The organism is Solibaculum mannosilyticum (assembly GCF_015140235.1).
In the GTDB taxonomy this organism is placed as follows: domain Bacteria; phylum Bacillota; class Clostridia; order Oscillospirales; family Acutalibacteraceae; genus Solibaculum; species Solibaculum mannosilyticum.
In genome coordinates, this window is record NZ_AP023321.1 from 2,137,801 (window position 1) to 2,153,014 (window position 15,214).

Here is a 15,214-nt window from a genome sequence, read left to right on the forward strand (position 1 = left end):
TCTTCCTAAAAATTGCAAAGGGTATGAGGGGACCAAAAAAATTTATTGTTTTACGGCTGAATGGATCTCCTCCCATTTACTATCCGGACTGCTGTCTCCTTTCCAAAAAGAAACACTTGATTGGACAATCAAGGTCCAATCAAGTGTTTTTCTCTTACAAAGAGCGTTTGTTATTTGGTAATCTTAATGCTACACTCAGCGGTCTGGGACAGCCAGTTGCCGTTAACATCTGCAGCCTTGAAGCTGAGGATACGGAATCCAGCACTGCCTACCGACAGTTCCACTGTCCAAGTGCGCTTGTCTCCTTGATCCTTATAGCCCACCTGCTTGAAGCTGACGTATTTGCCTCTTTCGTTGACAATTGCCAGCTTATCAATGGACGTACTGGTCACAACCGTCGCAGTAAAGGTCTCGTTTACCTTTGCCCCTGTTGCCGAGAAATCAGCCTTGTAGATGAAGGGTTTTACCTCTGTGTCGATGGGCATATTGCCAACCGTCACCTGATCCGTCACATTGGTCATAACCCATGCGCCGTTTTGATATGCCTTCAGGCCAAAGGTACGATTGCCTGTGCTTCCTACCTTGATGGTCATGGTCCAGATCTTCTTTTGGCCGTCGAATATGCTGGAAAGCTTCAGCGTCGAGATGGCATTGCCGCGTTCATTGACCACCTGGATGTTGTTGACATCCTTGGGGGTGACCACTGTGACCGTCATCTCTTCATTGACTTGATAGTAATCCTTCTCAAAGTCAATGCTGAATTCATCGGTCTGTACTTTCTCCTCCACGGTGACCTGGATGGAAGCAGACAGTTCCTGCGGATTGAGGATGCCTTCCGTCAAGACCAGAGTACCGTTCAAGGTATAGGTTCCAGCAGTATTCGCATCATAATCGCCTTGCTGCCACTGGACTTCCACTTCCCTATTGGAGCCGTCGCTCAAAGCAACATTGACGGTCTCAGGCAGATCCAGATCTTCAAAAGCGGTTCCGTAAGGTACGGTCTTGCCTTCCACATCGCCGACCGAGTCGATGGAGACGTCGGGATTCTTAACACCCTTCAGCTCGAAGTAGTCGAAGTTGCCGATGTAGGGGTTGCCGTCGGGGGTGGTACCCTTCAGCACCAGGTAGATTTCCTGCTTGCCGGTGAGGGTCTTGTTAAGGGATGCTGTAGCAGTGCCGAAGGTTCCCCAGGAACTGGCGGTCGGCGGTGTCTGGACGGTGCCCACCAATTCTCCGTCGGGGGAGCCGAGACGGACTTCCACATAGGCGTCGGTCTTGCAGCGGTTCGAGTTATTGCTGTAGTTGATGGCTACTTCGTCCATGGAGTTGTTTCCAAGGTCCACGGTGTAATGCAGCCAGTCGCCCGGATAGGTGTTGGCCACTACAGTACCGGTACCACCGGCTTCGGTCTTCATGGCGCTGTCTTTCCAATCGGCATAATCCTCGAACTCTACGCCGACAGAAGCAGGTGTCTCGGGAATCTCTTCACCCTTCAATTCAAAGTAGTCGAAATTACCGATATAAGGATTGCTGTCGGGAGTAGTTCCCACGAGCACTAGATAGATATCCTGTTTTCCGGTGATGGGTTTCGACAGCACTGTACTGGCAGTGCCGAAGGTTCCCCATGAACTGGCGGTCGGCGGTGTCTGGACGGTGCCGATCAATTCGCCGTCGGGAGCTCCCAGTCGGACTTCTACCTTTGCGTCGGTTTTGCAGCGTCCCGAGTTGTTGGAGTAGTTGACGGTAATCTCAGTCATGGAGTTGTTGCCCACGTCTACGGTATAATGCAGCCAGTCGTTGGGATAGGTATTGGCCACCACAGTGCCGGTACCGCCGGCTTCGGTCTTCATAGCGCTATCTTTCCAGTCGGCATAGTCCTCAAATTCTACACGCTGAACTTGTTTTTCGACCGCTTGGCCTTCAATGAAGGTAAAGTTGTTGAAGTTGCCGATGTAGGGATGTGAACTATCAGTGGCGCCCTTCATGACGAAGTAGACGTCGTGTACGCCGGATACAGTCTGATCCAAGCCGCCTTCCACAGTGGTGAAGGTACCCCATCCACTGGCGGTGGGAGGCGTCTGGATGGTACCGGCCAGAGGACCGTCCACAGAATCCAAACGGATCTCCACACGGGAGTCGGCTGCACAGCGGCTCTCTGCCGCACAGTAACGGATGGAGGCAGCTTTTGCACCATCGCCAAAGTTTACATTGTCAAATTTGACCCAGGCGTTATTGTAAGTGCCGGCCAGGACAGTACCATTGTCTCCAGCCTCAGTCTTGAGGCCGCCGCCCGACCACTCGTCATAATCTTCATTCTCGATGGTGGAGAAGGCGTCTCTCTCGTAATTGAACTGGAAGTAGTCGAAGTTTGCGATATAGGGATTGGAATCCGGCGTGGTACCGCGCATCACCAGATAAACATCCTGGACGCCTGTGATAGTTTCATCCAGTTTACCCGTGGCAGTACCGTAAATGCTCCAATCGCTGCCGGTGGCGGGGATATCGATGGTCCCCACCAATTTGCCGTCTTCCGATCCGAGGCGTACTTCGATCTTAGCATCGCTCTTGCAGCGGCCGGAATTGTTTGCGTAGCGGATGGACAACATATTGGCGCCGGTGCCAAAGTCCATATTCTGGTAGGCAATCCAGGCGTTTGGATAGGTCCCGCCGATGTTGCGGATGGTCTCCCCTTCACTGGTAATGGAATTCTCAACCTTCAAATTGCCACCGGACCAAGTGCTGTAGTCCTCGGCCTCCAGGCGCTGGAAGGGATCGGCAAAAGTGATGTCTCCCAGATTCTCAACAGTCATGACATCGGAGATCTCTTCCCCTTCGGCGTTTAAGATGACCAATTCCAGGGTATCGGTCTTTGCGATGCCGCCCACGGCATCATACAAATCCACATACTGGGTATAAGTATCCCAGCCGTTGGATCCCAAAGCCACATCTTGTTTTTTATCCAGTTTGATCTGGCCCTTTTCGTCCTTGACTACGGCCGAGATCGTGACTTTGTTTCCTTCTTTGTCGCTGTAGGCCGGTAACGTCACTTTGACGTTCTGGCCGCCTTTGCCCATCTGGAGGGTGGGGTTGGACACTACCACTTGTCCCTCATAATCGCCCTGCTGATACAGCTCAAAGCCATAGATACGTGCGGCACTGTTGCCGGTGGGCTGGCGGGTAGGAGCTGTAATATAGAGGCGGATATACTGGGTGTAGACAGGACGGATCTTGCCGGTATAGCTGTCCAGGGGATTCTCGCTGACTTGGTCCACTGTCACCCAGTTTCCATCCTCATCCTTAACTTGAATCTGCCAGTCGGCGGTATTCCAAGCTTCTGTTTCTCCTCCGAATCCGGCATTCTTCAGGACATAGGTGTCGATGACCATGGGTTCGCCCAATTCGACTTCCAGCCACTTATTGCCACTGGTGGTATCGCACCACTTGGTGGTGTCATCACCGTCCACGGCCATAGACGCCGCTTCACTTGCCTTGGTTTCGCCGCTGGCTTTGACCGTCTTGCCCTTGGCCAGATCTTCCGATTCAAACGGGGTGATCACCGGGGTCAAGGTCAAATCTTCATCGGGCATATTGATCTGAATGGAAGCGCCTTCATAAGTAGTTCCGTTGGAACCGATCCAAGTGACGTCGGCCGCTTCACCTTTGTAGTTGATGCTTACAGGGTTGCCGGTGCGGTATTCGCCAATGCCGGTAACCAGGTCAGCATCCACCCCTTCTACACTCAGGGTATGGACGGCAGCCTCTTCCTTCTCAGGATACAGGGGGCTGGTGATAAAGGAATCATAGGTCTCATTGGTCTGAGCGGTGGCGGCCGCCACGATCAGATTGGAATCCTCCGGCAGAGTGATGCTGGTCACGCCTTCGGGGATATCGATGGTGTAGTCGAACAGGTAGCCGTGATCGTTGTAGCGGTCTTCGGAAGGCTTATGGGTATGATCCACCAACAGGCCGATGGCGTCTCTCTTGATGCCGCCGTACCGGTTCAGGCAGTACTGATCCCATTCGCCTACATAGTTCCACATGTTCTGAACGCTGATGACCTGATCCTGATCGCCCACCTTGATGGTGAAGTCAGCATCGTCTCCCTGGGAACCGGCCAGCAGATGGACCTTCGTGGTGCCTTCCGGCAAAGCGATGGTCTGACCAGCTGCTTCGATGGCATTGTTCTTGCCGTCCTCACTGGAGCCCAACTGGAAGGTCACGCCGCCGGTAGTGATGCTTTCGGGCATCAGTTCGCCCGGGAAGGTGTAACCATTTTCACCAAATCCTCCATCTGAACGATTGGAGTCAAAACTGATAATGTCTTTATTGAACTGAGAGTTCAGGTCGATAGACTGATAAGTGGGGGTAACAGCTGAAGTATCCTTATCCTTCAGTTTAACGGCAAAGGTCTTAGGCGTATAAGCGCCCATGTCAAATACCAATTTGCCGTCCACCAATTTCGCAGTGGAGTCGGATACACTGGTTTCATAACCATTGGTCTCCCGGAAGCTCTCGATCCCGTCGCCCATACTCAAGGTGACGCCTTCGGCATCCTGGCCGTACAGCTCATAGACACGGACGATGATCTCATCGGTATCCTCCGCCTTCTTAATGGCCTTGATCATAGCTTGATCGGTGTTGAGGCTGGCAAAGGAGAATTCACTGCCCATAGTGCCGGCGTGGGAGGTGGTTTGTACTGCCGTCATGGGCTGGTTGAGGTTCTGAGCCATGTACTGGGACTTACCTTCTCTCCAGTCGCCGGTGTGGCCCATGATGGAATAGGTAAAGCGGTTGTCGCCGAAATCGCGGCGGTCGGCCTTGGAACTATTGCGCTCTTTTTCCGGAACGTGGAACAGGGTGAGGCGCAAGGTATTGTCATCCGGCTTATCCCAACCGTACTTGCTGTCGTTCATAATGGTGACGCCGTAAGAACCGTCCTCATCGGTGAGATCGGCCCACTGCTGGCCCACCATCTCGTACTGATATTCGTCATCGGTGTCGCGCTCGATGGTGCCGAGACCCAGATCCCAAGTGGCGTTTTCATTGGAGACGGTCACTGGGAATGCTGCCTTCATATAGGAAGAACGTTCGCCGTACATGACTTCATTGTCCACATCCACACGGTCCTCAGTGTCGCCGATGGACAGTTCAATGGTCTGGGCAAAGCTGGAAGCGCGGTGGGTACGTTCCACCTTCAAAGCAACGCGGACCGGACCGTTCTCCTCGATGGTCACCTTCAAATTGTCGTTGCCCACTTCGGAGGTGACGCCCTTTTCCCAGTCGTCCAAGCTGATCTCCCATGCGCCGTAGTTGGAAACATGGTTGCCGAACTGCTGCAGAGTAATGGGAGCTTCCAGAATCTCTTTGTCGTTTTCCTTATCGTAGATGCTGGAGATATCGCCATTTTCGTTGATTTCCACTTTATAGCGGTTGTTCTCCAGGGTATTGTTGGTGATGGAAAGGCCGGTCTCCATGTCGCAGGGAGAGTCGGAGGCCTTTACATTATAGACGCTGTAGCCATTGGAAGGAGCGGCGCCCAGGAACAGAACCTTGACCTTGTTGCCGTCGGTGGACAGAACCTGGGAGGGCACTTCTTTGCCGGAGGCATCGTAGACACGGACATACTGTGTGGCTTCTTCCATCGTAACTTCGGCTTCTACCGGCTCGTTGCGGTCCTCGGAAACCGGGTTGTTGACCACAACCGGCACACCCTCGGCCACTCTTGTGTCCATGGTAGAGGCGATGCCGCCGGCCGCTGTCTCATACTCCTCCGCGAACTGGTTAAGGGCGATAATATAATCATTGGTAGCTTGTTCATAGACCTCTGCTATGGATGTTCCCGGAAGCACGTCGTGATGCTGCAGGGCAACAACTCGTTTCCAGGCGGCCTTCAGCTTCTCAGCCGGGTAATTGTTGACTCCCAGCCACGCAGCTGCCGATGCCGAACGCTCCGTCTTATCGGCCAACAGTTCGCTCTTGCGGTTTAAGTATTTCTGAAGGGCTTGGCCGGTCCAGGTACCGTTGCCGTGCCATCTTAGCTGCAACTCGCCCTGGTAGCTCTCCAACGCCGCCTTTTCGTCCTCAGTCATCTCCTCCGCCATCTGGGCATTGGTGGCGCTGATCACTTCAAACAGAGCGTCAGGAGTACCGTTTCTCGCGATAGCTTCCTCCAGAGACCGAACCTTGCTCTCGCCGACGCTTCCGCCGGAATCGCCGGTGCCATAGAATTTCAGGCGGCGGGCGGTGTCGTTTTCGGTCAGACCTGTATACTGTGACTGGATCTTATCCAGCCAGTCCAAACCGGTGGAACCGGTGTTGATATTGCTGGGGAAATCGCTCAAATAGCTTTCGCAGTTGAGCTGGGCCACCAGACTGGATCCGTCGGGGCCCACCCAGTTGCCCAGGTCAAAGGGCAGCCAGTTGTCGTTGCTCCACTTGAGCTTGTTGCCCGAGAAGCTGATCAGGCCCATGTGCGCCGAAATAGAGGGTAGGGCATAGCCATAACCAAAGCAGTCGGGCAGGGTGATGTCGGTATCCACCACGCCGAGTTCATCCTCAAAGAACTTGTTGCCGTAGAGGATGTTGCGCATCAGCGCCTCCGGGGACGGCACATTGACATCACCGTTTTCATATACAGCGCCAGAAGGATACCATCTGCCTGACTCTACATATGGTTTTAACTGCTCAAACATATCTGGATAGTACTGCTTCAATAACTCGTAGCGGTACGCTCCTTCAAAATTCATGACGAAGTTGGGGTACTTATCCAACAGACTGAAGTTATCCCGGAACGAGTTGGGAATATAGCTTTTGATGGAAGTTTCCAGAGTCCAGTTCCAGGCGGTATCCAGATGGGAGTTGGCTACGGCGTACAGCTTTGCTTTGGGTTGTCCCTCTTCGGCCGAAGCTGTCACCGCGGGAATGGCCGATGTCGCCAAAAACGACAGGCATAACGCCATGGAAAGAGCTTTTTGCGTTGCCTTTCTCATTTGTAATAATCCTCTCCTTTTCGTTTTTTAGGATGCGCGGATGATGGATCGCTTTGATTTTTCTTTCCCTCCTTGATATATCATCAAAGCTTTTCTAAATATACAGCAGATTACTATATTTACACAGCAAATCACTATATTTCAGATTAGCTATATAAAATATATAATTGCCCCCACCAAATACGCTCATCATTTACAACTAAAATAATAAAACTCCTTATTTTAAAAGTCAATAATCTGCTAAAATATTAAATTCAAAAGAATCAAATATAGTAGACATTGTACTTTTACAGCACTTTTTATTAATTCAATTGTATTTATCAGTAATAATTTCCTATAAATCCTCCTATGTTTTGTTTGTATAGCCAATTTATTCGCGTGTGAAAAAATAAACTCCAACTTTTTCTGCCTATCATCTTTTCCTCAATATAACAAGATTATCATATCTTATCTTTTAAATGGCTTCCACCATGATCTGTTTAAATTTATGGAAAATCTGTGTAAAGTGGAAGCCATTCCTATTGAAGACCCAAAAGCCATTTTCAGATATTGATTCTAGGGAATCTTCTATTCCACCTCTACCGTCCCCATATCGGTAATCCGGATCTCTGGAATTACTGGCAATGCCAAAAAGCTCAAGGCGATAAAAGGATCCATCTTGTCATTGACGCCCATAGAATACGCTATACGGGTCATCTCCTGGATGTTTTCCGTCAGTTGATTGAGTCCTTTTTCAGACATCAGTCCCCCTATGGGAAGTTCCAGCGTTGCCAGTACCTTTCCCCCGCGCACCAGAGTATAGCCTCCTTGAACCCGGTTTAACTCTTCGGCTGCAGCCAACATATCCCTGTCGTTGTCCCCAACCAAAATCAAGTTGTGGGAATCGTGGGCCACCGTTGTGGCAATGGCCCCGTTTTGCAGTCCATACCGGCTGAGAAGCCCTACTCCAATATGTCCTGTGGCGTGATGACGCTCTACCACTGCAATTTTTAGAAGCCTCCCATCCTCTAACATGCCATGGACCTCTCCCTTGCTTACGATCGTCTTTTGGGTAATAATCTGATTCTCCACCATTTGGATGACCGGATATTGTTCCTGATCAGGCAAGGCCAGACTTTTTTTATCCAGAGGCGGCAGACGGACTGAATGTCTTACACTCTCTTGAACCGGCGGCATTTTAGGCGTCATGCATAGCTCTCGGACGGGCTTGCCTCCAAAGTAGACGTCTCTTACCGTTACCTTTTCCAGATCGTCCAGGATCACCAGATCTGCCCGGTATCCGGGAGCTATGGCCCCTATACCGTCCAGTCCATAAATGCGTGCGGCATTGATGGTGGCCAGCTGATAGGCTGTCACAGGGGTCATGCCAAGCCCAATGGCCATTTGAATATTATGCCGGATGGTCCCTTCCTTATGGATATCCAGCAGATGCTTATCATCAGTACAAAAAGCAAGATGTGCGGTATCCAGCCCTTCCTCCACCACACCTTTGACAATAGCCTCTAAATTTCTGCTGCCGCTTCCCTCCCGAACGAGCACAGCCATCCCGGCACGGAGTTTATCCCTGGCTTCCCCAAATGTGACGCTCTCATGATCGGTTGCAATGCCCGCCGCAGCATAAGGCTGTAACATCTCCTGGGGCGCTGAGGGAAGATGCCCGTCCAATACCTTTCCTTTGAATAACTCCAGTTTTTCCATCACGTCAGGACGGCGCTGTACCACCCCTTTTGCATCCATCATCTCCCCCAGACCTGTGACACGGGGATGACTTAAAAACTCCGCCAAGTCCTCCGCTTTTAAGATGCTGCCCGCATGTTCAAAGGGTGTGGCTGGTACGCAGGAAGGTACTTGGACATAGTAATGAATGGGAAGATTTTCCGAACGGTCCAGCATAAACTGGATGCCAGCTTTTCCTGCCACATTTGCGATTTCATGGGGATCGGTAATGACGGTGGTAACACCGTAGCGCAATTCCTCCCGGCAGTAAATTTCCGGCAGCGCCATGGAGGATTCCACATGGCAGTGGGCGTTAATAAATCCGGGAGATACATACTTCCCCTCTAGATCCACAGCATTAGGCCCCTCGTAACATCCCACTCCGGCGATGATACCGTCACACAGCGCGATATCTCCCGTCAGGATCTCTCCTGTGAGCACCTGAATGATTTTTCCACGTTTGAGCACAAGATCAGGCTGACGTTTTCCCGAGGCTGTTTCGATCAAATGCTGTCGGTTCACAACGGCACCATCCTTTCTCTTCTCTGCGCCAGAGTCCCATTTTCTTAGGACTGCCCATCTCTTCCGGTGATATTGACAGTATTATAGCACAAACAAATTATTTTTCCATCTCTTTGTCCTTTTATTTTAGACTGCCCTGTACCTCACCCTCTCCACTTTATTCTCCTGGCTGAAATCTCGTACTATTCCATATAAAAAACGGAAGTGCCAAAAGCACTTCCGCCCCATCTGGCATCTTTATTCCTCCTGCTTCCATCGGCTTAAACTTTTCAGCTTGTTTTGCAGATATTGCCTGGCTTGTCGTTCATCTTCCCAACCCATGTGTGGGATGCACTGTTCAACCATTTCCTCCATGGTACAATGGCTGAGAAAATCCCCGTCGGCATAACACCATTTACAGTACTGTTCATTCATGTCCCCGTTGGCTTCACGGCTAATCAAACTGTCGTCCTCCATGGGCATTCCGCAGCTTTGGCAAATCAGTTGGCTCGGTGTTCCCAACAGGGTATTGACCGAGATATTAAATTCCCTGGATATGAGTTTTAAAGTATCTACGCTTGGAATGGTCTCCCCCGTCTCCCACCGGCTGACAGCCTGACGCGTCACCAACAAGCGATGAGCCATTTCATCTTGTGTCAGATTATGTTGTTTCCGCAGTCCGAACAATACATTTTTAGTCTCCACACTCTCATCCCCCTAGTTTTTTGTTCCTATAGTATCCTGTTTTCCATATCTCCTCCCCATTCCCCGGGAGGACGTTTTTCTCTCCTCTATTATACCCTTTCCCCTTTGGGAAACAAGCAACTGTCAGTTGCTCTCCAGCATAGTGGCATAATGGGGGATCTCCCAGGAAAGGAGCTTATTTGTTTTCGTTAATCAGATCTTGTAATCGTCTGCGCAACGTATTATAAATTGGTTCTGATTGTTTTGGATCTGAGTTTAACAATTCTATTGTCCCAACAAGATGCTTCACCTGTTGTTTCATGAGATAGGACGCATCCTTTCGAAATCTGATAAATAGGGAAAAAGGAAAAAACATAGTCTTCTTTGCCAGGTTTTCTGCCATAATACTCTTCAAACATCTTAATCAAATCATTTAGTTCTTTCTCTATTTCCGGTGTAATAGGAAGCCGTTTTATCAATGCCTGATTCTCATCGTATCCCCATCTCACTTATTTTAGTTTACAGCATTCGCCATATGACTTCTGGCTTCCACGTGGACAAGGATTTATGTCCTCGTATTCCGTAAACGATTTCATATGTTCACCTCTTCTAATAAAAATTATTCCAACAAAAGCCGACATACTTATGTCGGTCCAAGACACAGGCACAGTGCTACAAAAAGTGCAGGGCGCGAATTACTTATCACAGGTGTGGAAGGGATACACACTTTAGATGCTGCTTGCCTGGATAAAAGAAAAGAGTCCAGACGCGAACTGCGTCCAGACTCAGTCTGGTGAGGCAAACGGTTTCGGTGCCACCCATAATGCGAGCGGAATACTATAAAAAAGAAAAACCTGCGGAGCGCGAATGCTCACCGCAGGTGTGGAAGGGGTGGATACTTTAGATACCGCTTGCGGCGCGAGTGTCTTGCTGGATAAAAGAAAAGAGTCCGAACGCGAACTGCGTTCGGACTCAGTCTGGTGGGGAGAGATGGATTCGAACCATCGAAGTCACTGACAACAGATTTACAGTCTGCCCCCTTTGGCCACTCGGGAATCTCCCCCTATTCAATATAAAACGCCTTGCAAAAGATGTGGAGCTGGTGGACGGACTCGAACCCCCGACCTGCTGATTACAAATCAGCTGCTCTACCAGCTGAGCTACACCAGCACAACAGGCGACGCATATTAATATACCATACCTTCAACTGCATGTCAAGCATTTTCTTCTAATTTTCGTCAAAAAAACGCTGTCCGGATTTTTTCTTTCCCGTCATCCGGACAGCTCACATCACATCTTATGACTTCTTTTGCTGCTTTGGAATATCTCTTTCCTGTCTAACAGGTTTCTGTTCCTCTTGCTGGCCGGATTCCTTTGGTTCTTCCTTCTTGTCCTTCTTAGGACAATCCTTCAGAGATTCCCGGCGCAGGCTCTTTAACTTGGAACGATGGAACATCTTTGGCACTGCATCCGGCGTCTTGTCCATACGTACCTTAATATCCCCCGTCAGCAGATTGGTCTCGCACACCACGCCTTTCCCTTCCGGCGTCGAAACAGGTGTCCCCACCCTTGGGGTAATGTGCAGCAAGTATTCGTAACTGTCCTGCTCGTACTTCAGACAACACATCAAGCGGCCACAGGTTCCGGAGATTTTGACTGGATTAATAGAAAGCCCTTGTTCCTTTGCCATCTTGATGGACACCGGCTGAAATTCTCCCAGAAAAGTGGAGCAGCAAAATGGGCGTCCACATATCCCGATGCCACCCAACATCTTGGATTCATCGCGCACACCGATCTGACGCAGCTCAATCCGGGTGCGGAAGACCGATGCCAAGTCCTTGACCAGTTCACGGAAGTCCACACGGCCGTCGGCCGTAAAATAAAACAGGATCTTGTTGTTATCAAAAGTGTATTCCACATCCACCAGTTTCATTTCCAGCTTATGGCTTTCGATCTTCTTCAGGCAAATCCGGAACGCTTCTTTTTCCTTGCGGGCATTCTCCTCCAGCCTTTTGATATCCTCTTTGGTGGCCATTCGGATCACCGGCTTGAGCGGCTTGACGATTTCTTCATCCTCAACCTGGCGATTGGACATCACCACTTCGCCGCATTCCACCCCTCGGGCCGTCTCTACAATTACCCGTTGTCCCTTTTGGACCTGATTGCCTGCGGGATCAAAATAATAAATCTTACCGATATTTTTAAAGCGAATGCCTATTACTTCAGTCATGATTCCCTCCTTATAAATTATGTTGCATTGGGATCAGCATTACCTTTTCATTATAATGCATTCTCGCCAAAGGCGCAAGAGAAAGCACTTCCCCATCCAAAAGAAAACGCTGGGATGAATGATCCCAGCGTTTCCCATCTCCTGCTCTCTTTTCCATACGCTCTACGGCTACATTCTATAGATTCCTTCTGAACCCTTGACCGTCCATAGAACAACATGCGCCGGCAGCTATTGCTGCTGCCTGAGATGGAAGTCCAAACGGATAAGACGTTTCCCATTTGGCATAGGAATCTCCTCCCGCAACATCACAACCCAACCTGCTTCTCTCATACGTGCGACCAATCCCGTAGGATCTATATCCTGATATATCTCCTCTACTCTTTGCAGTTCCTGGACATAGGGCGATGGAGACACTACATTTTCTTTCTGGCCCTGCTGGACTACACAGGAAACCAATCGAGGACGGATAGTATCAAGACAATGGAAAAAGCATCCTATTCCGATGTACTCCAACACTAAGTTGGCAATGACCAGATCCACTTGGGGCAGAGAGATCTCCGGCTGCCTTAAATCGGCGCATATGAGTTTTAAGCAGGACTGCAGCTTGGGATATCTTCTCCAGCAAGCGTTTAAGTACTCATCGTTGATATCCACTCCCACAACACTTTCATACTGGTCGGCTTCAATATGTTCTAACCCATTGCCTCCAGCGACCCCTAAGATGGCCACCGAATTTACAGGGTATCCATTTAACTGGCGTTCCATCAACCGATTGAGTTCCTGAAGCTGATATACTTTTTGTTCCGCCATGTGTCTTTCATATTGATCAAGAGGGACTTCCCTCCATGGATTTTTCATATCTGACACCTCACCATTTTCTAAACTTGTATAATTCTATTAAATTATCCTATTTGTATAATACAAGGCTAACCTTACGCTCTATTCTTTAACTAGGATTTTTGTCCTTATCTGCAGGCACAACTGGACAAATCTTTCCTACCTTTTATTGAAATTATAGCAAGAAGGTTTTACAAAAACAATTTATTTTGACCTTTTTCATTTGAGAATACTGTCGCCGTAAAAAACTATTGTTTTTTCTTATTTTGATTCATTTTCTCTGTCGGACATGCTCCTTTCTTGGGCTAAAAAGAGCAATTTTTTCACAAATTAAGTCTTTTTTCTGCCCCTGAAATTAATTGCTTTAAAAATACCTATCCGACTAAATTAAGGCAGTTTACTTCTTTTTCAAAAAATTCCCGTTTACAGCTAAAATATGACAAGAAAAAGGCACAGAGACCTATGTTCTGTGCCTTTTTCTCCAGCTACGATCGGGGATTCTCCCGGCTGCTGGAATCTATATAAAGCGAGCGGAGAAGCCGATCCGGCTACCCATGGCGCTCGACGCCCGTAACCGGTAGCAAAACCTATCCCAACCCGCGCAAGAACCAGCTGAAAACCGGACTTTGGGGATGACATACCTTACCGCCGACCACTGACGCTCGCGGGTTTTTCCGCTCTCTGTATCAGTGTATGCACCGGACGCCCTATGGCGACAAAAATGTTTCATCCCTATTTCCCCAAACTTGTGATTATCGCGCCATATTATACATTTAGTATTTTATCGGGAACGATTGTATTGATTTCTTGTCCCATTCTGCAGCCAAAAATGGAAAATACAGAAAATGTATTTTTGTTTAAAGTTCCATGTACTATTGAGTAGATGGCAGAATTTTGATGTTTCTTTTTCTCGTTCTATCGTATTTCCTGAAAAACCAGTAGATATATTCCTATATCCTGTTTTGAAACTGCTATTTTTAGAAATGCCGCTTGGACTAGCAGTCTATTGACAAAATAATTAAAATGATATAAAATTTTTTAAATTTTTTTGAATTCTCAGCTTTGAGAAGAAAGGAACAATCCTATGAAGAAGATCATGATTCGCATTCTGACCTTGGGCTTAGCCTGCATTATGGCCCTTTCCCTTGCTGCCTGCGGCTCCGACAACACTTCCTCCACTGCCAACGATAATTCTAAGGCAGCTGCCTCTCAGAGCAGTACCGCCGCCGAAAGCAGTAAGGCCTCTACCTCTTCCAGCGGCAAGTACGCCTCCATTGACGAGTATGTTAACTCTGATATTGTGCAATCCCAACTAGAGTCCCTGACGGGTTCTATGGAAGACAACAACATCGAGATGACCGTCACAGGTGAAGGCGATAGACTGATCTATGAGTATACTTATACCACTGATGTAGGGGATGTCGATACTGTTGTGTCGGTCTTAGAGCAAGGTCTGGAAGCCAATGCTTCTACCTTTGAAAAAGTTGCATCGAATCTCAAATTGACTGTGGATGTAGAAACACCGGTCGTGGTTGTGCGTTATCTGACAGAGGATGGTAAAGAATTATGCTCGCGTGAATTCTCCGCTGAATAAGACGGATTTTGAAAAAAAGGCTCCTTCCACACGGCAGGAGCCTTTTTTTCATTGTGCTCGCGTATTGTATTGCATTGATCTGCATCTTGAGAAATTGATCACAGGATAATATGAATCTGAATAAGGTTTTATTTTGAGAAATTTTGACTGATATAGAAGTCTATTGACAAAACAATTAAAATGATGTAAAATTTTTTTAAATTTTTTTGAATTCTCAGCTTTGAGAAGAAAGGAACATCCTATGAAAAAGATCATGATTCGCGTTCTGACCCTGGGCTTGGCCTGTGTTATGGTTCTGTCCCTTGCTGCCTGCGGCGGCGGCAAATTCTCCTCCATCGACGCATATGTTAAGTCCGATACCGTACAGTCTCAGTTAGAGACCCTGCTCGACTCTCTGGACGGCAGCGGCATGGAGATGACTGTGAAAGGCGAAGGCAACAAGTTAATCTATGAGTACACTTTTAATACGGATTTGGGTGATACCGATACCGTTGCAGCTTCTCTGGAACAGGCTTTGGATGCCAATGCTTCTACCTTTGAATCGGTCGCATCTGAATTGAAAAAAGAAGTAAATGTGGATAATCCTGTCGTGGTCGTCCGTTATCTGTCTGGTGACGGCAGTGAGTTGTGCTCCCGCGAGTTCTCCGCTGAATAAGGTTATCC

The 15,214-nt window shown here is 48.7% G+C and carries 7 protein-coding genes and 2 tRNA genes; 2 read left to right on the forward strand and 7 right to left on the reverse strand.

What is annotated here, in order from left to right:
• Window positions 1–170: 170 nt before the first annotated feature.
• The 7 genes from C12CBH8_RS09985 to C12CBH8_RS10015 all read right to left on the reverse strand — a co-directional run bounded on the left by C12CBH8_RS09985 (window position 171) and on the right by C12CBH8_RS10015 (window position 12,978).
• Window positions 171–6,989, reverse strand: a complete 6,819-nt coding sequence (locus tag C12CBH8_RS09985) for a carbohydrate-binding protein (protein WP_215533151.1) — start codon at window positions 6,987–6,989, stop codon at window positions 171–173.
• Between the two features lie 567 nt (window positions 6,990–7,556).
• Window positions 7,557–9,227, reverse strand: a complete 1,671-nt coding sequence (gene ade / locus C12CBH8_RS09990; protein WP_215533152.1) for an adenine deaminase — start codon at window positions 9,225–9,227, stop codon at window positions 7,557–7,559.
• A gap of 237 nt (window positions 9,228–9,464) precedes the next feature.
• Window positions 9,465–9,911 carry a zinc ribbon domain-containing protein gene (locus tag C12CBH8_RS09995; protein WP_215533153.1) on the reverse strand — a complete coding sequence of 149 codons (447 nt, stop codon included), beginning with the start codon at window positions 9,909–9,911 and terminating at the stop codon, window positions 9,465–9,467.
• 957 nt (window positions 9,912–10,868) lie between these two features.
• Window positions 10,869–10,953: transfer RNA gene (locus C12CBH8_RS10000), tRNA-Tyr, on the reverse strand.
• A gap of 31 nt (window positions 10,954–10,984) precedes the next feature.
• Window positions 10,985–11,060 (reverse strand) — tRNA-Thr (locus C12CBH8_RS10005).
• A gap of 127 nt (window positions 11,061–11,187) precedes the next feature.
• Window positions 11,188–12,120: a PSP1 domain-containing protein gene (locus C12CBH8_RS10010; RefSeq protein ID WP_090265195.1), complete on the reverse strand. Its 933-nt coding sequence runs from the start codon at window positions 12,118–12,120 to the stop codon at window positions 11,188–11,190.
• 228 nt (window positions 12,121–12,348) lie between these two features.
• On the reverse strand, window positions 12,349–12,978 hold the full coding sequence (locus C12CBH8_RS10015; protein WP_099322721.1) for a class I SAM-dependent methyltransferase: 630 nt from the start codon (window positions 12,976–12,978) through the stop codon (window positions 12,349–12,351).
• Between the two features lie 1,063 nt (window positions 12,979–14,041).
• On the opposite strand from C12CBH8_RS10015, the gene C12CBH8_RS10020 reads away from it, so the two are divergent.
• On the forward strand, window positions 14,042–14,551 hold the full coding sequence (locus C12CBH8_RS10020; RefSeq protein WP_099322722.1) for a DUF4854 domain-containing protein: 510 nt from the start codon (window positions 14,042–14,044) through the stop codon (window positions 14,549–14,551).
• A gap of 241 nt (window positions 14,552–14,792) precedes the next feature.
• Entirely contained in the window at window positions 14,793–15,206 is a 414-nt protein-coding gene (locus tag C12CBH8_RS10025; protein WP_090265190.1) for a DUF4854 domain-containing protein, read from the forward strand.
• Window positions 15,207–15,214 lie beyond the last annotated feature (8 nt).

Excerpts from the sequence above, each read along its gene's own strand:
- C12CBH8_RS09985 (WP_215533151.1), bottom strand. The coding sequence starts at position 6,989 with ATGAGAAAGGCAACGCAAAAAGCTCTTTCCATGGCGTTATGCCTGTCG.
- C12CBH8_RS10010 (WP_090265195.1), bottom strand. The coding sequence starts at position 12,120 with ATGACTGAAGTAATAGGCATTCGCTTTAAAAATATCGGTAAGATTTAT.
- C12CBH8_RS10015 (WP_099322721.1), bottom strand. The coding sequence starts at position 12,978 with ATGAAAAATCCATGGAGGGAAGTCCCTCTTGATCAATATGAAAGACAC.
- C12CBH8_RS10020 (WP_099322722.1), top strand. The coding sequence starts at position 14,042 with ATGAAGAAGATCATGATTCGCATTCTGACCTTGGGCTTAGCCTGCATT.
- C12CBH8_RS10025 (WP_090265190.1), top strand. The coding sequence starts at position 14,793 with ATGAAAAAGATCATGATTCGCGTTCTGACCCTGGGCTTGGCCTGTGTT.